Source organism: Bacillus sp. T-10(2022) (assembly GCF_056502895.1).
This window is the reverse complement of the sequence record NZ_CP113518.1, coordinates 5,482,208-5,503,571: the sequence shown is the minus strand read 5'-3', so window position 1 is coordinate 5,503,571 and position 21,364 is coordinate 5,482,208. Positions and strand designations below refer to the sequence as shown.

27 protein-coding genes and 1 pseudogene are annotated in these 21,364 nt (G+C 43.4%); 23 read left to right on the top strand and 5 right to left on the bottom strand.

The genetic code is table 11. The features are described 5' to 3' along the window. Positions 1 to 3: 3 nt before the first annotated feature. Genes OSJ91_RS27255 through OSJ91_RS27210 form a run of 10 tightly spaced genes read left to right on the top strand, consistent with a single transcriptional unit; the run spans position 4 to position 7,568 of the window. Entirely contained in the window at positions 4 to 1,476 is a 1,473-nt protein-coding gene (locus tag OSJ91_RS27255; protein WP_485890771.1) for a heme ABC transporter ATP-binding protein, read from the top strand. Further along, entirely contained in the window at positions 1,473 to 2,438 is a 966-nt protein-coding gene (cbiB, locus tag OSJ91_RS27250) for an adenosylcobinamide-phosphate synthase CbiB (RefSeq protein ID WP_485890770.1), read from the top strand. The genes OSJ91_RS27255 and cbiB overlap by 4 nt, the downstream gene beginning before the upstream one ends. Beyond that, complete coding sequence (gene cobD / locus OSJ91_RS27245; protein WP_485890769.1) at positions 2,413 to 3,486, top strand: threonine-phosphate decarboxylase CobD; 1,074 nt, start codon at positions 2,413 to 2,415, stop codon at positions 3,484 to 3,486. Before cbiB ends, cobD begins: the two co-directional genes overlap by 26 nt. Beyond that, a complete protein-coding gene (locus OSJ91_RS27240) occupies positions 3,459 to 4,034 on the top strand; it encodes a bifunctional adenosylcobinamide kinase/adenosylcobinamide-phosphate guanylyltransferase (protein WP_413020049.1) in 576 nt (191 codons plus the stop codon). Before cobD ends, OSJ91_RS27240 begins: the two co-directional genes overlap by 28 nt. Continuing rightward, entirely contained in the window at positions 4,031 to 4,822 is a 792-nt protein-coding gene (cobS, locus tag OSJ91_RS27235; protein WP_350300735.1) for an adenosylcobinamide-GDP ribazoletransferase, read from the top strand. Before OSJ91_RS27240 ends, cobS begins: the two co-directional genes overlap by 4 nt. Then, complete coding sequence (locus tag OSJ91_RS27230) at positions 4,780 to 5,397, top strand: histidine phosphatase family protein (protein ID WP_413020048.1); 618 nt, start codon at positions 4,780 to 4,782, stop codon at positions 5,395 to 5,397. Before cobS ends, OSJ91_RS27230 begins: the two co-directional genes overlap by 43 nt. Continuing rightward, positions 5,313 to 5,777 (top strand): bifunctional adenosylcobinamide kinase/adenosylcobinamide-phosphate guanylyltransferase, encoded by a 465-nt coding sequence (locus tag OSJ91_RS27225; protein WP_485890768.1) that lies wholly within the window; start codon positions 5,313 to 5,315, stop codon positions 5,775 to 5,777. Before OSJ91_RS27230 ends, OSJ91_RS27225 begins: the two co-directional genes overlap by 85 nt. Before the next feature lie 14 nt (positions 5,778 to 5,791). After that, positions 5,792 to 6,376 carry a cob(I)yrinic acid a,c-diamide adenosyltransferase gene (locus OSJ91_RS27220; RefSeq protein ID WP_413020046.1) on the top strand — a complete coding sequence of 195 codons (585 nt, stop codon included), beginning with the start codon at positions 5,792 to 5,794 and terminating at the stop codon, positions 6,374 to 6,376. A 2-nt stretch (positions 6,377 to 6,378) separates the two neighbouring features. Next, complete coding sequence (locus OSJ91_RS27215) at positions 6,379 to 6,873, top strand: ECF transporter S component (protein WP_350300732.1); 495 nt, start codon at positions 6,379 to 6,381, stop codon at positions 6,871 to 6,873. Beyond that, complete coding sequence (locus OSJ91_RS27210; protein WP_413020045.1) at positions 6,870 to 7,568, top strand: ATP-binding protein; 699 nt, start codon at positions 6,870 to 6,872, stop codon at positions 7,566 to 7,568. The genes OSJ91_RS27215 and OSJ91_RS27210 overlap by 4 nt, the downstream gene beginning before the upstream one ends. A gap of 16 nt (positions 7,569 to 7,584) precedes the next feature. Here OSJ91_RS27210 and OSJ91_RS27205 read toward each other — a convergent pair whose 3' ends face one another. Then, positions 7,585 to 8,121 (bottom strand): hypothetical protein, encoded by a 537-nt coding sequence (locus OSJ91_RS27205; protein WP_485891952.1) that lies wholly within the window; start codon positions 8,119 to 8,121, stop codon positions 7,585 to 7,587. Between OSJ91_RS27205 and OSJ91_RS27200 the strand changes: the two genes are divergently transcribed. The 9 genes and pseudogenes from OSJ91_RS27200 (at position 8,045) to OSJ91_RS27160 (ending at position 15,885) form a co-directional block, all read left to right on the top strand. Then, entirely contained in the window at positions 8,045 to 8,224 is a 180-nt protein-coding gene (locus tag OSJ91_RS27200; protein WP_485890767.1) for a GntT/GntP/DsdX family permease, read from the top strand. The genes OSJ91_RS27205 and OSJ91_RS27200 overlap by 77 nt on opposite strands. Positions 8,225 to 8,239: 15 nt before the next feature. Further along, positions 8,240 to 8,332 (top strand): annotated as a pseudogene (locus tag OSJ91_RS27195) (GntT/GntP/DsdX family permease); the annotation flags it as partial. 22 nt (positions 8,333 to 8,354) lie between these two features. Continuing rightward, entirely contained in the window at positions 8,355 to 9,899 is a 1,545-nt protein-coding gene (gntK, locus tag OSJ91_RS27190; protein ID WP_485890766.1) for a gluconokinase, read from the top strand. 97 nt (positions 9,900 to 9,996) lie between these two features. After that, on the top strand, positions 9,997 to 10,473 hold the full coding sequence (ybaK, locus tag OSJ91_RS27185; RefSeq protein ID WP_350300729.1) for a Cys-tRNA(Pro) deacylase: 477 nt from the start codon (positions 9,997 to 9,999) through the stop codon (positions 10,471 to 10,473). Between the two features lie 89 nt (positions 10,474 to 10,562). Continuing rightward, positions 10,563 to 11,681, top strand: a complete 1,119-nt coding sequence (locus OSJ91_RS27180) for a PRK06851 family protein (protein ID WP_214744312.1) — start codon at positions 10,563 to 10,565, stop codon at positions 11,679 to 11,681. Positions 11,682 to 11,847: 166 nt separating this feature from the next. Beyond that, positions 11,848 to 12,714, top strand: a complete 867-nt coding sequence (locus OSJ91_RS27175; RefSeq protein ID WP_350300727.1) for a Cof-type HAD-IIB family hydrolase — start codon at positions 11,848 to 11,850, stop codon at positions 12,712 to 12,714. A 27-nt stretch (positions 12,715 to 12,741) separates the two neighbouring features. Continuing rightward, positions 12,742 to 13,830, top strand: a complete 1,089-nt coding sequence (locus OSJ91_RS27170; RefSeq protein ID WP_350300726.1) for a PQQ-dependent sugar dehydrogenase — start codon at positions 12,742 to 12,744, stop codon at positions 13,828 to 13,830. 411 nt (positions 13,831 to 14,241) lie between these two features. Further along, positions 14,242 to 14,661, top strand: a complete 420-nt coding sequence (locus OSJ91_RS27165) for a MarR family winged helix-turn-helix transcriptional regulator (RefSeq protein ID WP_350300725.1) — start codon at positions 14,242 to 14,244, stop codon at positions 14,659 to 14,661. 18 nt (positions 14,662 to 14,679) lie between these two features. Then, entirely contained in the window at positions 14,680 to 15,885 is a 1,206-nt protein-coding gene (locus tag OSJ91_RS27160; protein WP_350300724.1) for an MFS transporter, read from the top strand. 148 nt (positions 15,886 to 16,033) lie between these two features. Here the strand turns inward: OSJ91_RS27160 and bshB2 are convergent, their stop codons facing one another. The 3 genes from bshB2 to pdxK form a co-directional block, all read right to left on the bottom strand. Beyond that, a complete protein-coding gene (bshB2, locus tag OSJ91_RS27155) occupies positions 16,034 to 16,699 on the bottom strand; it encodes a bacillithiol biosynthesis deacetylase BshB2 (protein ID WP_350300723.1) in 666 nt (221 codons plus the stop codon). Between the two features lie 97 nt (positions 16,700 to 16,796). After that, positions 16,797 to 17,144 (bottom strand): YojF family protein, encoded by a 348-nt coding sequence (locus tag OSJ91_RS27150; RefSeq protein WP_096339115.1) that lies wholly within the window; start codon positions 17,142 to 17,144, stop codon positions 16,797 to 16,799. Positions 17,145 to 17,268: 124 nt separating this feature from the next. Then, entirely contained in the window at positions 17,269 to 18,096 is an 828-nt protein-coding gene (gene pdxK / locus OSJ91_RS27145; protein WP_350300722.1) for a pyridoxine/pyridoxal/pyridoxamine kinase, read from the bottom strand. A gap of 349 nt (positions 18,097 to 18,445) precedes the next feature. On the opposite strand from pdxK, the gene mobA reads away from it, so the two are divergent. From mobA to OSJ91_RS27125, 4 genes are read left to right on the top strand one after another with little or no spacing between them, the layout of a single operon-like run. Then, positions 18,446 to 19,081 (top strand): molybdenum cofactor guanylyltransferase, encoded by a 636-nt coding sequence (gene mobA / locus OSJ91_RS27140; RefSeq protein ID WP_350300721.1) that lies wholly within the window; start codon positions 18,446 to 18,448, stop codon positions 19,079 to 19,081. After that, entirely contained in the window at positions 19,071 to 19,535 is a 465-nt protein-coding gene (locus OSJ91_RS27135) for a molybdenum cofactor biosynthesis protein MoaE (RefSeq protein ID WP_413020041.1), read from the top strand. Before mobA ends, OSJ91_RS27135 begins: the two co-directional genes overlap by 11 nt. After that, positions 19,528 to 19,761, top strand: coding sequence for a molybdopterin converting factor subunit 1 (gene moaD / locus OSJ91_RS27130; protein WP_350300719.1), 234 nt, complete (start codon positions 19,528 to 19,530; stop codon positions 19,759 to 19,761). The genes OSJ91_RS27135 and moaD overlap by 8 nt, the downstream gene beginning before the upstream one ends. 24 nt (positions 19,762 to 19,785) lie before the next feature. Continuing rightward, a complete protein-coding gene (locus OSJ91_RS27125; protein WP_413020040.1) occupies positions 19,786 to 20,805 on the top strand; it encodes a MoeB/ThiF family adenylyltransferase in 1,020 nt (339 codons plus the stop codon). Positions 20,806 to 20,881: 76 nt separating this feature from the next. Here the strand turns inward: OSJ91_RS27125 and OSJ91_RS27120 are convergent, their stop codons facing one another. Beyond that, positions 20,882 to 21,229 carry a YflT domain-containing protein gene (locus OSJ91_RS27120; RefSeq protein WP_350300717.1) on the bottom strand — a complete coding sequence of 116 codons (348 nt, stop codon included), beginning with the start codon at positions 21,227 to 21,229 and terminating at the stop codon, positions 20,882 to 20,884. Positions 21,230 to 21,364: the final 135 nt, after the last annotated feature.

Sequence of the window (21,364 nt, the reverse complement as noted above, 5' to 3'; positions counted from 1 at the left end):
CGGATGCTTGAAGTTAAAGGGTTAACAGGTGGATATGACAACAAAGCTGTTTTGGACTCTGTCTCTTTTGATGTACATAAAGGAGAATTATTCGGGATTCTTGGTCCTAATGGCAGCGGAAAAACGACGCTCTTAGGAATGCTTAGCGGGGTGCTCGATTATAAGGGCGGAAGCGTACGGATAAGAGGTAGGGATTTGAAGGATTATTCGTCAAAACAACTTGCACAGGTCATTGCTGTGCTCCCTCAACATTCCTCATTAGCTTTCTCCTATACAGTAAAAGAGACGGTCTCACTTGGGCGATATGCCCATCAATCAGGTTGGTTCCATAGTTGGTCCGCAGAAGATGAAGCGATTGTCCAACGGGTTATGGAACAAACGGGCGTAGCCGATTTCCAGGATCTGCATTTTGAACGATTATCAGGAGGGGAGAGGCAGCGGGTCCTGCTGGCACAGGCACTTGCCCAAGAGCCTGAAATCCTTTTTTTGGATGAACCTACGAATCACTTGGATCTTTCCTATCAAAAAGACCTTCTTGATTTAATGAGGAAAATGGCAAAAGAGCAGAATTTGACCGTTATTTCAATTTTCCATGACCTGAATTTGGCTGGGTTATATTGTGATCGGCTGATGTTGCTTGAGAAGGGGAAAATTCAGGTTGTTGATGTGCCGAATGAAGTGCTCCAACAGGAACGGATTCAGGGTGTATATCATACGACGATCGAAAAACATCCACATCCCGCCCTTCCGAAACCGCAGATGTTCATCGTTCCGGAAAAGCATGGCCATGATACTATTACATTGGAAATTGATGAATCTTATCTGACAGTCGGACCTGAGATGATTCAATTGGATTCTCCGATCCCGCTTAGAACGATGTCTTCCGGAGTGACTGGTTCGGGGACGGGCTGGCATAAATATTTTGTGAATAGGCACGTACATCATGGCTATGACTGCGAGGATCATCATGTTGAAATGGCCGAGTATTTAAAAACTCATGGTTTTGAACCTCAGGAGACGGTAGGGATGATGACAGCTGTCTTTCTCGATACGGTTGCTTTCAAGCTTTTAAGAGCGGAAGATTTCTCTGTTTTCATTATCGTGACGGCTGGTGTAGGAAATGCCATCGACGCTTCTTTAGCTGACCGGCATTCTTGGAGTTCCGCTCCGGGAACGATAAATACATGGATATTCGTAAATGGACATTTGGCAGAAGAGGCTTTCATCCACAGCATAGTTACTGCGACCGAGGCAAAAGTAAAAGCGCTTCATGATTTGCATGTACTGGATAAGGTGACAAATACATGTGCAACAGGAACATCGACTGACAGCATTTTGATTGCGGCTGCTCAAAGAGGGGCAAAGCTTCAATATGCAGGCACCATCACTCCGTTAGGGAAGCTGATCAGTCGCGGTGTATATGATTGTACAGTGGAAGCATTAAAGAATAATCGGAAACGGATTGAGGATTTATGATCTATCATCATCTTTTTGCGGTTACGCTGGCATTTTTCCTTGATCTATTAATCGGTGATCCGCCAAATTGGCCGCATCCAGTCAAATGGATAGGAACGATGATAAGCAAGCTGGATCTGGCATTCAATAGAGGGGCATATAAGAAACGGAATGGACTCTTCATGTTGATCATCGTCTTATCGGCGGTGTTATTGATTACGGGTCTTACCGTCTATTTGGCTTATCTAATCCATCCGCTTGCAGGTATCCTTTGGGAAGCTGCTGTCATTTCTACTACGATAGCTCAGAAGGGCTTGAAGCAAGCTGGGATGGATGTTTGCCTTCCGCTTAATGAACGCGATTTTCCTGAAGCGAGGCTAAAGCTTTCCTATATCGTGGGCCGTGATACGGCGGATCTTGATGAATCCGAAATCGTCAGGGGCACCGTGGAAACTGTAGCGGAAAATACCAGTGATGGGATTACAGCCCCAATGTTTTGGGCAGCTATTGGCGGTGCGCCGCTCGCTATGGTGTACAGGGCGATTAATACATGCGATTCCATGGTAGGGTACAAAAATGATAAATATGGGCAATTCGGCTGGGCTTCAGCCAAGCTCGATGATATCGTGAACTGGATTCCCAGCCGCCTCACCGGTTACCTGATGTTACTGAGCTCAAAATCTCACTATCATGGATTTGGTGCTAGATGGAAGATATTATTTAATGACGCAAAAAAACATCCAAGCCCGAATAGCGGGTGGTGTGAAGCAGGCGTTGCTGCGATTTTGGGAATACAGCTTGGAGGCCGTAATATGTACAAAGGAATTGTTTCCGACCGTGCGAGGATGGGAGTTCCGCTTGTTCGATTGGAAGCAAAGCATATACCAAAAACGATTACCATCATGCATCGGTCATCTTTTCTATTTCTGCTGATGCTATGGCTAGGGGGGCTTATTCTTGACATTACCTTCTCATGGCTCTAATCCTCATTATCTTTATGAAGCGCTGAAAATCGAGATGCCTGAAGCGGTTCTCGACTTCAGTGCTAACATCAACCCATTGGGTCCGCCTTTACGCATAAAGGAACAGTGGGCTGGGTTTTTCGAAGGAATCCTTCAGTATCCAGATCCGCATGCCATTGAACTGACAAAATCCATTGCAAAAAAAGAAGCTCTTCCTGAGCAATCCGTTTTGGTGGGGAACGGTGGTGCTGAAATAATCATGCTGGTAGCGAACGGATTAGCCAATCAAAGGGTGCTGATCATTCAGCCGGCATTTGCGGAATATGCTGAAGCTTGTTTGGCAGCAGGATGTAAGGTCGATTTTCACCAGCTTGATGCACCTGAGTGGCAATTGGACTTGGAGCGTTTGATTCCCCAATTACCCGAATATGATGCCATTTTCTTATGTACGCCTAATAATCCGACGGGTGTTTCATTTAATCGGGATGCAGTCAGGGAATTGATCATGGAATGCCAAAAAGCGGATTGCCTGGTAGTCTTGGATGAGGCTTTTTATGATTTTACGGAAGATGCCTTTAGTTATGCTTCTTTAATCAATGCTTTTCCCCATTTACTCATTCTAAGATCAATGACTAAAATCTTTGCAATCCCGGGTTTGAGACTAGGCTATTTGCTTGCGGCACCTGACATCATAAAACGGGTAAGAAACTATAAGCCGCATTGGAGCGTCAACAACGTGGCGCTTGAAGTGGGGAAAATCTGTTTTGCGGAAGAAGCCTATATGAGAAAAACAAGAGACTATATTGCATGGCAAAAGCAAAAACTATTCCGGTTTTATGAGGAGCAAGGGTTGAATGTCTCGGCTAGCACAGTTAATTTTTATTTGGTGAAGGATGAATCTCTATCCCTTTTCCCCTTTTTGCTGAAAAAAGGAATCGTACCGCGCCATACCTATAATTTTCCGGGTTTGGACGGAGTGTGGCTTCGGTTTGCAGTGAAGAGTGAACATGATAACGAAGCACTGATGGAGGGGGTAAGACAGTGGAGAAAGCAAGGCTCTGTTTTATAACCGGGGGTGTCCGTTCAGGAAAAAGCAGCTTCGCAGAAAGAAAAGCACTGGAGTTTGCGCTCCAAACGAATGGGAACTTGCATTATCTCGCCTGCGGCCGTGTTAGTGATGCTGAAATGGGTGAACGCATCCTTAGGCATCGGAAAGATAGGGAAAGCAGCCCGATTGCTTGGAAGACCTCTGAATACGCAACGGATATTACAAGAATAGGTGCGGACATTGATCATGATTCCATAATTCTGCTCGATTGTCTGACAACCCTGCTTGATAACGAGCTATTTGGCCCTGGCATTCCGCTTGAAGAAGAATTCTTAAATAGCGTTTTTTCAAAAATAATAACCGGGATCAATGAGATAAGAAAACAATCCAGCTGTTTAATAGTCGTGAGCAATGAATTGGTGCAGGAACCGATTTTTCAGGATGATTTCCTCCATATATACGGAAAAACACTGGGCCTGCTTCATCAAACGATCGTCGGGCAGGCCGATGAAGCCTATCTAGTGGAAGCGGGGATTCCATTGCGGAAGAAAGGGGGCATGCAGGGATGAGCGGAGTGATCGGATTTTTAATTAACCTGCAGTTCTTTACCGTCTTTCCAATAAAGAAGCAGCTTCCGATGGAGAAGAAATATATTCACCGTGCCATTCAAACCTTTCCATTAGTAGGTCTTTTGCTAGGATTGTTATTGGGCGGCGTTTTGTATGCACTAGTGGAATGGACCCCATTGTCATCGCTTGCGATTGCCTTTTTCCTTTGGTTTTTGACCATGGCATTAACGGGAGGTTTGCATCTCGATGGCTGGATCGATGCAAGTGATGCTTTTTTTTCCTATCAGGATAAAGATCGGCGATTGGAAATCATGAAGGATTCCAGGACAGGTGCATTCGGTGTCATCTCCGTCATAGTCCTATTGGCCGCAAGGTTTCTATTTATCTATGAAATTGTCGAAAGGGTAAATGAATGGACATACTTCTTGATCATTGCCCTTCCGCTCTTAAGCAAATGTGTGATGGGTTATTTACTCATCCGGATGCCGCTGGCTAAAAAAGAGGGGCTAGGTGCTTTTTTTCAAAGTGCAGTGACGAAAAGCAGTTTGCCCATTTATTGGCTGTATCTCCTTGTAAGTCTGACGATTGCCTGGATCATCGATTTTAAGCTTGTCACCTTATTTTTCATCATGTTTCTGGCTGCCGTGTTTTTCCTGGTTTATATAAAACGTAAAATCGTCAGTTGGTTCGGTGGGATAACGGGGGATGTACTGGGGGCTTCCGTGGAAGGGGTTGAGCTTTGGTTATGGCTGATATTGTGGCTATTACACTACTTCGCCATGGGCTGACAGCAGCAAATGAACGTAAGGCCTATTTAGGCTGGACGGATTCTCCATTAAGTACCGAAGGAGAAAAGGAAATACTGGACTTAAGGGGCTCATACCCACAGTATGAAAAAATTTTCAGCAGTGATTTGCCCCGCTGTGTGGAAACTGCACGACTTCTGTTTCCGCATGCAGTTCCGGTCAAAAACCCTTCGTTCCGTGAGATGAACTTCGGCAATTGGGAAGGACGGACGTATCATGAGTTGAAGACAGATGGAGATTATCTTAATTGGCTGGAACGTCCCATGGAGGCACTGGTGCCTGGGGGTGAAAGTTATCCGGCATTTTCCGAGCGTGTGAATAATGGCTGGAAGGAATTGATTGCCTGTAAGGAGAACCGATTTGCCCTAATGACGCATGGAGGGGTAATCCGTGATTTATTGGTCCGCTATGCCCCGCAGGAAAAGTCTTTTTTTGATTGGAGGATTTCCCATGGCCGGGGATATGAGCTGATATGGGAAGACCGGAACAGCTTAAGGAGGGGAGAACGCTGCACTTTGTTACAGGAGGCGCCTATAATGGCAAAACTAAATGGGTAAAGCAATTTTATGGTTTGGAAAATGATGTCCTTTGGCTATCCGGTTATCGAAAAGAACAGCCGGAAATGATTGTTTTCCAAGGCAAGACTGTTGTATTGCAAGGGTTGGATGCATGGATTCAACAAGATGCAGAAAAGATGGATTCAGATTCGATTCGAAAAAAATGGAAGGAAATCATGGCTGATTGGCGAATATGGGAGAAAGAAAGAGATGAACGCAACTGCATTGTGATCGGTTCAGATATCACCAAAGGCATAGTGCCGATGGAAGAAAGAGATCGCAGATGGCGCGATGCCTGCGGATGGGTCTTTCAAGATGTAGCATCCATATCAAGGCGCGTTGATATCATCTGGTATGGAATTGACCAGCGAATAAAGTAGAGGAGGTAATTGGGATGAAAATCTATACACGTACAGGGGATAAGGGACAAACAAGCGTAATCGGAGGTCGGCTTGACAAGGATGACATCCGTGTCGAATCTTATGGAACGGTTGATGAAGTGAATAGCTATATCGGTCTTGCGGTGACAGAATTGGATGCAGCGATATTTACGGATATATTGGCCGACCTAGAGAAAATCCAGCATGAGTTGTTTGACTGCGGCGGTGATTTGGCAACGGTTTCCGAGAAGGCCCCACAAAAGCTGACGGATGAGGCCATTACCTATTTGGAAGAACGGATAGATGCTTTCATACTTGAAGCGCCGGAATTGGAAAAGTTTATCCTGCCTGGCGGCTCAAAAGCGGCTGCAACCATTCATATTGCCCGAACCGTTACAAGAAGGGCAGAACGATTGGTAGTTTCATTGATCAAGTCCGGTGCGGCTGTTTCACCATTATCACTTCAATATTTAAATCGTTTGTCGGATTACTTCTTTGCTGTTGCACGTGTGATCAATTTCCGTCTTGGTGTGAAAGATGTGGAGTATATCCGCAGCGCAAATGTGTTCCGTGGAGGGAAAAGAAAGGAAAAAGAGTAAACATGGACGTAAGAAAAATTAGTGCAATCGCTATATTCATTGCCTTATCGGCGGTAGGGGCAATGATTAAAATCCCTTCCCCGATCGGGAGCATCGCTTTGGATAGTTTCCCGGCCCTTTTGGCGGCTGTCATACTTGGCCCGGTATCGGGGGCTATAGTTGCTGGGCTTGGTCATATCATTTCAGCGTTCATCGGCGGCATGCCGCTTGGGCCATTCCACTTTTTGATCATGGTCGAAATGGCAGTCCTGGCATGGATGTTTGGCATTTTATATATAAACGGAAAAAAAGTAGGCGCATTTTTCCTCTTCTTTATCGGTAATGCCTTCGTTTTAGCCCTGCCTTTCGCATTTCTGATCAGCCCTGGTTTTTACACGTTATTGGTTCCGGGATTAACGGCAGCGACGGCGGTAAATGTAGTATTGGCTGCCCTTTTACTGCCACGCTTGGAGCCTGTTTTGAAAAAAATGCTTTTTAAAGATGGACTTGTAGAATGAGTGATTCATTGATTTTGCCATTTTCCGAATCAGATTCATTGATTGTTTCTAGTGATAATAGCGGCGGTATCGGGCTGAAGGAAAAGGACCTTGTCCATGTCCCTTATGAAGTCGTTGGCTATTATTCCTTTCGGGTTGCCGTCATGGAGTGTTTGGGCGTTGGCGGAAGACCCGTATCCGTCGTTCTAAATAATTTCTGCGGTGATGAAGCCTGGGAGGACTTGACCAGGGGTGTCAAAAAGGGGCTGGGTGAATTGGGAATGGAGGATCTTCCCATCACTGGCAGCACAGAAAGTAACATGCCGCTTCTTCAATCAGCACTTGGTCTTATGGTGATTGGGAAACGAGTGAATGAACGTGTTAAAAAGCAACAGCCCTTACGGAAAATCGCTCTGATCGGCAAGCCGCTCGTTGGAGAAGAAGTAATGGAACAGCAAGATTGGGTCGCGCCATTATCTTTATATAAAAGCCTATGTGAAATGGAAGACGTTCTGGCACTTCCAGTCGGCTCAAAAGGGATAGCATATGAATGGAAGCACCTGGATCAAAGTGGTGAAGGTGTTTCTGAGCATATAAGTGATAAAGTCGATATCGAAAAATCATCAGGACCATCCACCTGCTTCCTCATTGCCTATCCTGAACATTTGGAGAAAGAAATCAAGCACATATCCGGTCCTCTTTTCATTGGAGAATGATGTTCTCATGACTGAATCAGGCATCGAGTTTGTTCATAAAGAACTGGTTCGATGCTTTTTTCATTGAAATCTTACTTTTATTGATTGTTAGCCATAATAATGGTTTGCTCTTAATCGTTATCATAGCCAAAGCAAGATGGTCCCCATTTATTGCGTTACTTCTTGCTTCCGTCATTTTAGGGTTATCGCAGGTATGGATATTCCGGATGTTGCAGATGCTGTTCAGATAGGGGGAGGTAATACTCTTGGTTTGCCGAGTCGGCGGTGCAGTGATGGAGCTAATCCCTTTTGGCATTTTATATGCTTTGATCATCGGAATTCCCAATGCCATTGTTAATGGATGTACAAGCATCGAGAGGCTAGCGGAACACGATTTTAATGCCGGTCTTTTTATTGTTGCTTTCGGTGCTTTGTTTGCTGAAGATCCAATATGAAATGATTGGAATGCCTTCATTGGAAAGCCAATCATCACCCTCATGATTTCTGTGGTCGTTTCATTCTTTACATTAGGATGCGCTAGAGGTTTTAATAAAGAAGAACTAAACCAATTCATGTCCGCCTGCCTCCATCATCTTGATATCTGGGCGTGCGGTGCATTTAAAATTGTATTGATCACGAGCGGGGTGGATGAAGCCGTTGCAGCTTATGTTCGCTAAAGATTTAATTTAACAGTCTCACAAAGGTTAAAGTCTTGGACGGTTATGGAAACGATTATATCAGTCGTTTCACTTATCCTAATCTTACTATTGAATTCAATTGTTTAAGAGAAAGGAGCATGGTGTAAATATGGGACATTCAGGTTATATGATGGGGATAGATATTGGTACGACGAGTACGAAGGTTGTTCTTTTTTCAAAAGGGGGGGAGGTTGTCCAATCTTGTTCGAGGGGATATCCTCTGCACAGTCCAACTCCTTCCGTGGCGGAACAAGATCCCGAAGAAATTTATAAAGCGGTCATCATTGCAATAGGCGAGGTTATGATTGCAAGCGGGATAGAAAAGCAAGAACTGGGCTTGATATCGTTCAGTTCGGCGATGCATAGCTTGATTGCAATGGGAAAAGACGGCAGACCGCTGACAAATAGCATTACATGGGCTGATAATCGAAGTGTTGCCTATGCGAGGAAATTGAAGGCTTCGGAACAAGGGATGCAATTGTATCACAGGACCGGAACACCCATTCACCCGATGTCCCCAATCACGAAAGTAATGTGGTTAAAAAATGAGCATCCCGCTATTTTTAACGAAACGGACAAATTTATCGGAATTAAAGAATACATCATCTATAAATTTTTCAATGAGTATGTGATGGATTATTCACTCGCTTCTGCAACGGGCATGTTCAACATGAATGACCTGAAGTGGGATGAAGAGGCACTCACCATTGCTGGAATTGGGGCTGATAAGCTGCCGATGCTTGTCCGTACAACGCATATCCTCTCAGGATTAAGTGAGGAATTAGCTGCAAAAATGAACATTCAGGCTGGTACCCCGTTTGTGATTGGCGCGAGTGATGGTGTGCTTGCCAACTTAGGGCAAAACGCAATCAAGCCAGGCGTCCTGGCAGTGACAATCGGAACGAGCGGTGCGGTAAGAACCGTCAGTGACCGGCCGCTTACCGATCCGAAAGGCAGGACATTCTGCTATGCCCTTACTGAGAATCATTGGGTAATCGGCGGACCGGTCAACAATGGGGGAATCACCTTCCGATGGGCACGCGATCAGTTAGGCCGTGTGGAAATCGAAAAAGCGAAGGCTTCGGGACAGGACTCCTATGAGATCCTTACGGATATGGCTTCCAATATTGCACCTGGTTCTGATGGTTTGATATTCCACCCGTATATGGCAGGGGAACGGGCACCATTATGGAGTGCCGATGCAAGGGGCTCCTTCTTCGGACTGGCGCTTCATCACACTCGTGACCATATGGTCCGGGCAGTGCTGGAGGGTGTGATGTATAATTTGTACAGTGTCCTTCTTGCTGTTAAGGAATTGACGGGTGCTCCCGAGAAGATCCATGCAAGCGGCGGATTTGTCCGTTCAAAGCTCTGGCGCCAAATCATGGCTGACATATTCAATCAAAACGTGACAATTCCCGAAAGCTTCGAGAGTTCAAGCTTAGGTGCAGCCGTTCTTGGATTATACGCTTTAGGCGAAATCCAAAGCCTTGATGAGGTTGAAGGTATGGTTGGTGAAACGAATGAACTTATCCCGATCGAAGAGAATGTTAAAGTATATGAAGAATTAATGTCGATTTATTTATCCGTGAGCAGGCAATTGGAAGGCGACTACAAGAGAATCGCTGATTTCCAAAGACGTCATTTAGAATGATTCTTAGGGAAAGCACAGGTGCAGTAGGCACTGTGCTTTTCTTTTTGCCTGGTATTTAAAATGGTAAGATGGTAGAAAACGATAAGGGGAATTTTCTATGGGAGCCAGTAAAACGAATGCAATGCGAATTCTTGATAACAAACGTATAGAGTATGGCATGATGAGCTATGATGCCCGCGATGGAAAAATCGATGGTATCACTGTTGCGGACAAAATTGGAAAAGCGCCAGAAACCGTTTTTAAAACGCTTGTTACCCATAACGGACCGCAGCAGCTTTACGTATTTGTCATTCCTGTAGCCACCGAACTGGATTTGAAAAAAGCAGCGAAGGCTGCAGGTGCAAAAAAAATTGAAATGCTTGCGGTTAAAGATCTGCAAAAATACACAGGGTACATTCGGGGAGGCTGTTCACCGATCGGAATGAAAAAGCTATACCCGACCTTTATTGACGAAAGTGCAGCAAACCTGCCTGAAATCATCGTAAGCGGGGGAAAGATCGGTACACAGATCGTGTTAAAACCGTCAGAATTCCTAGAGGTCACACAAGCGGAATCTGCAGCCCTAATAAAATAGACTGTTAACCTGTAGGCATTCACCTATTAGTTCTTTTCTGCATACGCTGTCTTGAAGATCACATCTGTATTGTGAGGGAGAGTGTGAAAGTGACAGGAAAAGTGATGCATTATTTCGCAGGAGGCAATACGGCTAAAGGTTTTTATAGTTTATATGATTCCAATTTGGCAGGTCTGGAAAGATTGTTCATTTTAAAAGGAGGACCTGGTTCCGGTAAATCGACCATTATGAAAAAAATCGGCCAAGAATGGCTGGATAAAGACTATGACATCGAGTATTTACATTGTTCGTCCGATAATGATTCCATTGATGGAGTGATCATTCCTGCTTTGAAAATCGGACTCGTGGATGGGACCGCGCCGCATGTGATTGAGCCGAAGGCACCTGGGGCAATTGAGGAATATGTCAATCTGGGGGCTGCCTGGAATTCCCAGCAGCTGGCTTCTGAAAGAGCGGCCATCATAAGATTGACGAATGCGAGAAGCAAGAGTTTCGAGAAGGCATATGCCCTATTCGCTGAAGCATTGAAGATACATGATGAATGGGAAGACATTTATAAAGCAAATATTGATTTCGCTAAATTGAATGGGTTGACCAATAAATTGATAGAAGGCTTTTATAGAGATATAACCCTTAATAAGAAGTCAGATGTTCGTCACCGATTCTTAGGGGCAGCTACACCAAAGGGTGCAGTTGATTTCATCCCGAATATTACTGAGGGAATACAAAAACGGTACTTTTTAAAGGGACGTCCAGGTTCAGGGAAATCAACGATGCTGAAGAAGATTGCAAAGGCTGCGGAGCAAAGGGGCTTTGATGTGGAAGTATATCATTGCGGATTCGATCCGCATAGCTTGGACATGGTAATCGTCCGGGAGGTAGGGATCGCCATTTTTGACAGCACATCACCTCATGAATATTTCCCGAGTTGTGAAGGTGATGAAATCATAGATATATATAAAACGGCTATCCTGCCTGGAACAGATGAAATTTATGCCGATCAGTTAAAGGATGTTTCCACCAGATATCGGACAAAAATGAATGAAGCGACAGCAAATCTGGCTAAGGCGAAAGAACTGCATGACGAACTTGAAAAGATTTATGTAAAAGCAATGGACTTTACAGCCATCGATGACATTCAAAGAGACATCCAAGAACAGATCATTGAACGGGCACAAGATGTCGATAGCCAAACGATTCTGCATTAAGAAAACAAACTGCGCCTATTTTAATAGGTGCAGTTTATTTATATACATAAGACGATTTTTTAATGAAGGAAGTCACACAAGAATAGATACGGGTTTGTTAAACGTGTTTATCCACGTCCTTTCGGTTAAAATAGGGATTATATTGAAAAAAAAGGAGCCGGTTGAATTGATAAAGACGATTGCGATTGATATGGACGGAACATTGTTAAACAAAATGCAAAAGGTCAGTGAGGATAATAAGCAAGCTATCCAGAGGGCGCAAAGTGAGGGAGTGGAAGTGATCATTGCTACTGGAAGATCTTATGTGGAAGCAAGGTTCGCTTTAGATGAAGCAGGCATCGTTTGCCCTGTCATCTGTGTAAATGGTGCCGCCCTCTTCACGGAGGACGGAAATATTGCCGCTTCCAATCCAATGTCAGCTGCCACTGCTAAAATGGTCGCTGGATTCCTCGAAGAACAAGGGATTTATTTCGAAATATATACGAGTCAGGGAATTTATTCTAAAGACTATGAAAACGCAATATCCGTTTTGGTTGATGTATTCGTTACAGCCAATCCGGACATTGACCCTGAGAATATGCGGAAATATGCGGAGGAGCGTTTACAGCTTGGACAGGTAACTTCCATTACCGATTATTCCGAGTTATTTAGCCGTTCGAATGAGGAATATTATAAAATTCTCAGCTTTTCAAAGGATTTAAATTTATTAAATGAAATTGCTTCGAAATTGAAAGGACAGGGAGTTACAGTCACTTCATCGGGACGTGAAAATGTGGAAATCATGAGTGAAACAGCTCAAAAAGGTACGGCACTTGAAACATATGTGAATGGAAAATCCGGCTCGATGCAGGAAACGATGGCTATTGGGGATAATTATAATGATGTATCCATGTTTGAACGGGTAGGCTTGTCTGTCGCAATGGGAAATGCCCCGCTCGAAATAAAAAAACTGTGTGATGAAGTAACGGGCAAGAATGATGAATCCGGTGTAGCGGAGGCCATTTTAAAGGTACTTAAACAGTCAGCCTATTAAACTCATGAATCGAAGGGGGAAAGACTTTTGAAAAAGTTGCTCTTATTTTTCCTTATGGCTGCATTGATTTTAACTGGATGTAACATGAATGATGATGACAGTAAAACCGAGCCGAATCCTGACAAGGAAGTGACGGGCACTTTAGGCGAAGATCCGGATGTGCTGGTAACGAACTTGCATGCCCCATGGTCGATTCAGAAGAATGGGGACACAATGTATGTTTCGGAGCGGACAGGAACCATCGTTGAATGGGACAATGGTAAGATGACACGGCAAAAGGTCAACCTAAAAAAGACATTGTCATCTAAAGCGGAAGCTGGGTTGCTTGGATTTTTATTAGCTCCCGATTTTTCTAACAGTGGGCAAGCTTTCGCTTATTATACGTATGAAGAAGGCGGGAATTCCATCAATCGAATCGTCATTTTAGAAAAAAATGATGATGAGTGGCAGGAGATGGAGACCTTAATCGACGGAATACCAAGCGGGGACTTCCACCATGGCGGCAGGATCAAGATTGGTCCGGATGATAAGCTATATGCAACGACAGGTGATGCAAGAAGGGCTGAGATCGCACAGGACACAGATTCTTTAGGCGGGAAAATTCTGCGCATGAACCTGGATGGCACCATTCCGAACGATAATCCTTTCGCGAATTCATACGTCTATTCATACGGTCACCGCAATCCACAAGGCCTTGCTTGGGATGAAGCAGGACAGTTGTATGAAAGTGAGCACGGAGATTCGGCTCACGATGAATTAAATAAAATTGATCCGGGTAAGAACTATGGCTGGCCAGAGATACAGGGCGATGAGCAAAAAGCTGATATGGTAAAACCATTGATTCATTCCGGTGAAAATACATGGGCTCCTTCTGGCATGGCCTATTTTGACGGAAAGCTCTATTTTGCAGCCTTAAGAGGCGAAGCGCTTAAAAGTTATGATGTAAAAAGCGGAAAACTGACTAATATCATTACGGGCTCAGGAAGGATACGCGATGTATTCGTTGATGAAGAATTTCTTTATTTCATAAGCAACAATACGGACGGCCGAGGAAATCCTGATGAAAAGGATGATAAGCTTTATCGTTTGCCGCTATCTCGGTTAAATATGCCTTGATGTAATGAGAAGAAAAGAAGCTTATAATCGGAAACCTCGCTAATAGCGGGGTTTTCCTTTTGGTTTATGTCCTATAAACTCACGAGTAAAAGCGTGAAATTCACGAGTATTTCGCGAAACTCACGAGTAAAAGCGCAAAACTCACGAGTAATGCCCAAATTCACGAGTAAAAGCGTGAAACTCACGAGTAAAAGCACCAAACTCACGAGTATTTGCGCAAAATTCACGAGTAAAAGCTCAAAACTCACGAGTAATGCCCAACTCACGAGTAAAAGCGTGAAATTCACGAGTAAAAGCACCAAACTCACGGAGTATTTTCTCCATACTCCCAAATAAAAGCCCCGAAGTCTAGACATTTTTCATGAATAGGTGTATAGTTACCTAGGTAACTAATTTACAGGAGGAATACCTTTGTCCTTTCAAAATGGTTTTTTTCATCATAACTTACAATTTTCAAGGTCATTTACGAAAAAGTTAAATGAACAATTGGCCAAGGTTGATCTTTTTCATTCACAATGGTCGATTGTATATTATCTGAGTCAGTTTGGCTGTTCTACGCTTGTTGAAATAAGCACTTATTTAGATGTGGAGAAACCGACGGTAACGAGGACGGTAAATCGGTTGGAAGAACTTGATTTGATTGAACAAGTCCCAGGAAAAGATAAGCGGGAACGGAGAATACAGTTAACGGAGTCAGGTGTAAGGACCTATCAAGAGGCCAAAAAGGTAGTTGAGGAATTTGAACTTCAATTAATGAGCGGTTTGGCTGAAGAAGACCGGGAGGCAACGTTACGAACGTTGATTTTCCTGAAGGAAAAATTAAAACAATAGTAAGGAAGAAGGATTGAAATGAATCACAAACCAAAATTGTGGACGAAAGACTTTCTGATTGTTTCGTCTGCGAACTTTTTTCTATTTTTAACTTTTTATGTCTTGATGGTGACATTGACCATTTATACGATGGATAATTTTCATGCATCGCAAGCACAAGCAGGGCTTGCTTCAAGTATTTTTGTTCTTGGGGCTGTGCTTGTCAGACCGATTGCAGGGAAAAAAATTGACAAGATCGGCCGCAGAAAGATGTTGCTTGGCTCGTTGGTTCTATTCCTGATCGCATCCATCGGCTATTTCCTGGTGAATGGTTTATCCCTCTTATTGATCGATCGGCTTATTCACGGTTTTGCTTTTGGCCTTGCCACTACGGCAACTGGAACGATTGCTGCAGATATCATTCCGAATGAAAGACGCGGGGAAGGCACAGGTTACTTTGCCATGAGTACAAACTTGGCAATGGCTTTCGGCCCGTTTATTGGATTGCTGATAACACAGCATTTCAGTTATTCCATCATTTTCTATGCAGCCTCTTTATTTGCCGCGTTTTCTTTAGTTGCATCGTTATTCATGAATGTGCCTGAAGGGGAAAAGGTCGGAGCTTCGGCACAAAAAGGATTTAAAATCAGTGATTACTTTGAAAAAAGGGCACTTCCCATTTCCATTTTTATCGGGTTTGCCGGATTTACCTATTCGAGCATCTTGTCCTATTTAACATCTTTTGCAAAAGAAATGGATTTAATGGATGCGGCAAGCTTTTTCTTTGTCGTATTTGCTGTATTCCTTTTGGCTTCCCGTCCGTTTACAGGCCGGATGTTTGATGTGAAGGGGGAAAATGCAGTTATTTACCCATCGCTCTTGCTATTTGCCGTCGGTATGGTCATCCTCAGCCAATCGCATCATGGTATCACGCTTTTGATTGCCGGTGCCTTTATTGGAGTGGGGTATGGTACGTTCCAATCAAGCAGTCAAGCGATTTCCATCAAGGAAGCCCCATCGAATCGGATGGGGTTAGCCACATCCACGTTTTTTACAATGTATGACTTCGGTATTGGTGTGGGCCCATTCCTATTGGGATTCCTTATTCCATATACAGGGTTCAAAGGGTTATTCATGGGAATGTCGATCTTTGCGTTCATACTTATTGGCATTTATTACTTGGCGCATGGAAAAAAAGCCTCGGCAAGAGTGAGAATGCAGCATGAGGAACGCTTGTCTGCCTAGTTTTTTGAATATGATTGTATAAAATGAAGAATTTTGGGGATGCTTATATTATGATTGATTTTCCAAAGTATCCCCCTTTTCTCCGCCTGTATCCCACAGGCGTTTTTTTATGCCATAAACAAAGAAAACCGCCATATTGGCGGTTTCTTTAAAACTTATAGGTCCATAATCGTTCTTTACGGATCCAGTCTAGAAAATCGGCATCCTGATTTTCGAATTTCTCTTTCCAATCGATCACCATTGCCTGAGTTTGCGAACGGTGGGCAGTAAATGTGGCTACCTTTTTTTCTTCGACGGCAGAGATATCATGGATAATGTCAGGTTGCCCTAATTCGTCAATGCAGTTATTCGAGAAGGCGACACAATGAAGTTTAGGCCTCTCTTTCGCATCCATTCTTTCAACGGCCCGCACCACTGCCCGTGCTGTCGCTTCATGGTCAGGATGGACACTGTATCCTGGGTAAAACGTAATGATCAATGAAGGATTCAATTCATTGATGGCATCGGTAAATAATGAAGTAAGCTTTTCATCATCTTCGAATTCAATTGTCTTATCACGCAATCCAAGCATGCGTAAATCTTGGATGCCAATCGCATTTGCTGCATCGATTAATTCCTTTTTGCGAATTTTAGGGAGCGATTCCCTTGTTGCAAATGGAGGGTTTCCTAAATTACGTCCCATTTCTCCTAAAGTTAAGCATAAATAGGTGACAGGAGTGCCCGCTTCTCTATGAAGGGCAAGCGTTCCGGAGACCGAGAAGGCTTCATCATCGGGATGTGGGAATATAACTAATACATGGCGTTCTTTTTCCAAGGTATATTTCTCCTTCCGTTCTACTTACAGTGAGTATGGTTATCGGTAAATGGGAGTTTTCATCGGAATTATATGATATATATCATGCAAGTTGTCATCATTCAAAAGGAGTGGGACTGAGCTGCATGGAGACAGCAAGCTTTCCGGAAAAATCAAGGCCTGCCAATAGCAATCTCCCTTGTTCATCCATTTCGAAGTGGTTAACGCCTTCTGCATATACCCAGCCAATATTGAGCTTCAAGCCGATGCGGTAGGGTCCATCCCCAACTATCTTCCCATGTTCATACTGTATAAGAGCATTACGAATATAAGCACCTGCCGAAAAGAAAGCTTCATCTACATGAGTGGCATAGGCACCATTTGTCGTTTCAAGGTGAAGATATACATCTTGTCCTGCGAAAGAATCAATGGCATTTTGCACCTCTGTACGGTCTATAGGTTTCATTCTATAATTTCCTCCTTAACTGGGCGGCTAGATAAGCTTTTCCTTCTTTCTATTTTACTAAATAAAAACAAAAAAAGCGAAAAAGGCCGCTCGATGAATTTGAGCGGCCATTAAACTTGATGTTTTATTTTTGTGTTTTTTCAGCGATTCCATATTTATGGTATGCACCATGATTGACAGGTCCAACATAATCATTCATCTTCCAAGAATGGCGAACGGCCTCGGTGATGAAGTCTTTAGCAATGAGGACAGCCTCACGCGGGCTTTTCCCTTCAGCCAATTGAGCTGCGATGGCTGCTGAAGATGAACAGCCGGCACCATGTGTATTGGTCGTTTCGATTTTTTCTGATTCAAGGATTTCAAATTCAGTTCCATCATATAAAAGGTCAATGGCTTTATCATGATCCAGCTTATTACCGCCTTTGATCAAGACATATTTTGCACCAAGTGCATGAATCTTTTCGGCTGCAGCCCTCATATCGTCAATCGTCTTGATAGGCGCAGTTCCCGCTAACTGAGCGGCCTCGAACAGGTTTGGCGTGACTACAGTTGCACGTGGAACAAGCAGTTCGCGCAGAGCTACAGCAGTTTCAGGGTGCAATACTTCATCTTCACCTTTACATACCATAACTGGATCGATTACGACCTTGTCCAGCTTCAACTCGTCTATTTTACGGGCAACAAGTTCAATGATTTCCACTGATCCAAGCATTCCCGTTTTCATGGCATCAATGCCGATTGATAGAATCGTTTCGATTTGGGCTTCTAAAACCTCGACCGGTGTAGGGAATACATTATGGGACCAGCCATTCTTTGGATCCATCGTCACGATTGTCGTTAATGCGGACATACCGTAAACGCCGAATTCTTGGAATGTCTTTAAATCCGCTTGAAGACCGGCACCGCCGCTCGAATCCGATCCGGCAACTGTCATAGCTCTTTTCATAGTCATTATGTGACCTCCTCAGGAGAATTAGATATCGATATTATCAGCATACCAGTTAATATCCTATTTTTAGAATATACCAAAATTTCTTTTATGTAAAACTTAGTTTTCACCTTAATATGAGTACCTTAAGAAAGGTAATGGAATGGCCACGCATGTGTCATTTTTCGGACCTGGAATTCAGAATATAAAATGGAAGTGTGGCCTACTTTCCATCTTTTGATTTACAAAGCAAAGTTTGCGAAGGTGTCATTATTTTCAAAGTTGATTTAAAATATTTAAATATAGTGGATACATTTAGTATAGCTTTACCGTTCGATGCTGGATTAAACCCAAAAAAGGGAGGGTAATTTCTATGGAATGGACAATGTTGCTTTTAGCTGGTGGGAAATCAAGCCGTATGGGCGTGAATAAGGCCCTGTTGACCATAAGTGGCGTTGTGAACATTTCAAGAGTGGCATCCGAATTGAAAAAGGTGTCAGAAAACATTATGGTCATTACGAATACATTTGAAGAATATCGTTTTCTGCAGCTGCCGCTAATTCCGGATTTACATAAAGATCATGGACCTCTTGGCGGATTGCATGCAGGGTTGACCTCATCGAAAACGGAGCTTCAGTTCCTTGCAGCCTGTGATATGCCGTTTGTGAATGCTGATGCCATAAAGGATATCATTTCCCATTATGAACCTGAATTCGATGCAGTCATTCCAGAAATAAATGGCAGGATCCAGCCGCTTTTTGCTGTTTACCATAAAAGGTGTCTTCCTGTACTGACGGACTGTTTATTAAAACATGAATTGAAAATGAGTCTATTTTTGGAAAAGATTTCGGTGAAAATCATGAAAGAAACCGACTTTAAGTTATATCGCGAGAATCCTGAACATTTTCAATACCTTTTTTTCAATATGAATACGATGGAAGATTATCAAGAGGCAGGTTATATTGATCAAACTGAATTATATATAAAGGATGGTAGACATGAATTATAATATTTCAAAAGAGCCGATTGTCATCCAGGAAGTGATTGATAAAGTAGTCAGTCGAAATGCAGGTGCCGTCACGACCTTTATTGGTACGGTGAGGGAAATGACGAAAGGAAAAAAGACTCTCTTCTTAATATATGAAGCGTATGAACCGATGGCCATCAAGAAATTGGAGCAAATCGGATCTGAGATCAAGGAGCGTTGGCCTGATGCAGAAACGGCGATCACCCATCGTGTAGGTAAACTTGAAATCACGGATATCGCAGTGGTTATTGCCGTTAGTACGCCACACCGAAATGATGCATATGAGGCAAACAGGTATGCGATTGAAAGAATTAAAGAAATCGTCCCGATTTGGAAAAAAGAACACTGGGAAGATGGGGAGACATGGGTCGGAAACCAGTTGGAAACCGTTCCATATCCAACGGGGAAACCGGAAGAGGGGGATATTGATGGTTAATGTACTTTTATTTGCCCATTTGAAAGATGAGCTAGGCAAAGAGACTGTTACTATAGAAGGAAATGGAATGAGTGTGGCCCAGCTAAAAGGAAAAATGAAGGTGGATTTTCAATTGGAAGGTCTTGAAACTGTGATGACAGCGGTCAATGAAGAATTTGCCGATGATGACACAATTCTATCTGATGGAGATACAGTTGCTTTCATTCCGCCAGTAAGTGGAGGCTAAAGCATTCGGAAGGGAGGGTTCACGGTGAAAGAGCGATTTTCAAGGCAGACTTTATTCGCCCCCATCGGTGAAGGGGGCCAATTGAAAATTATGAAGAAGCATGTCTTGCTTCTTGGTGCAGGGGCTTTGGGATCTGCTAATGCCGAGGCCCTTACTCGTGCAGGAGTAGGGAAGCTTACCATTGTCGACAGGGATTATGTCGAGACCAGTAATTTACAGCGCCAACAAATGTATACGGAACGGGATGTCGAGGAGAAACTGCCAAAAGCAGAAGCGGCAAAGCGTCATTTATTTGATATCAATCATGAAGTTGAAGTGAATGCCATCATCATGGACGCAACTGCCCAAAACCTTGAGCAGCTGCTTGGTGATGTTGATTTGATATTGGATGCAACCGATAATTTTGAGACACGGATGATTATTAATGATTTATCACAAAAGCTTCATATACCGTGGATTTATGGGGCATGTGTGGGGAGTGTGGGCATGGCTTTGACTATCCTTCCCGGACAGACTCCATGTTTGCACTGTTTGCTTAAAGCTATCCCCATTCAAGGGATGACCTGTGACACAGGAGGAATCATATCACCAGCTGTAACGATGGTAGTGGCACACCAAACTGCCGAAGCTTTGAAAATCCTTGTTGAAGATTGGGAATCGGTACGACCTGCACTTGTTACTTTTGATCTGTGGAGAAATCAATACCAAACCGTTAAATTGACAAAAGCGAAAAAGAAAGATTGTCTCTCATGCGGAGAGCAGAGGACATACCCCTTTTTAACAATGGAAAATGCAACGAAAACGGCTGTTCTTTGCGGGAGGGACACTGTACAGGTAAGACCGCCAAAACCTTTGGAATTGCAGCTCGAGAAATTAGCCAAAGATCTGGACGGCAGCGGCTATTTGGTGAAATTCAATCCATTTCTTCTCTCTTGTGAAAAAGCTGGGGAGCGTATCGTCATTTTCAAGGATGGACGGGCGTTGATTCACGGTACGAAGGACATGGTCCATGCAAAGGCCGCGTACCAAAGAATCCTTGGATAATGAATATAAAAAGCGAGGCCACAGGTTTTGGGGCCTCGCTTTTTTATGAATCCATATAGGGTAATGGTTATCGGGTTTAGTGTGTAACCCCGTCTTTATTATCTTGTTTCGAAGCGACGATGACTACTTTTCCTTCGTCAAGAACTTCCTCGTAACGTTCTGCCTCCATATCACTAAGGCCAAGGTTGCTCATTCGATTACGAAGTTCATCTCCGCGTGATTTAAAGAGATTTCCGACGGTATCAAGGAAACCTTGTTCCTTCATGCCTACACCTTCTGTATTTGTATTCTCGGTAAGGTGTTTTGAACGGGTTTTGTCATGGGCAAACAAATATACATCGTCTTTCGTATAACCTGATGTAATTAATTCATCGATTTTTTCCTTTGCTTGTAAACCGTTTTCTACTACATGTACTTGATACATATAAACTCCTCCTTGAATTTTAGTGAGATTCTCTTGAAAATAGGTAAATGGAATCTTGCTTATTACAGTTGTTGATTGGCTATAGTAGTATATAACCTCGTTTGGGCACGGATAAACATTTTTATCGAAGAATAT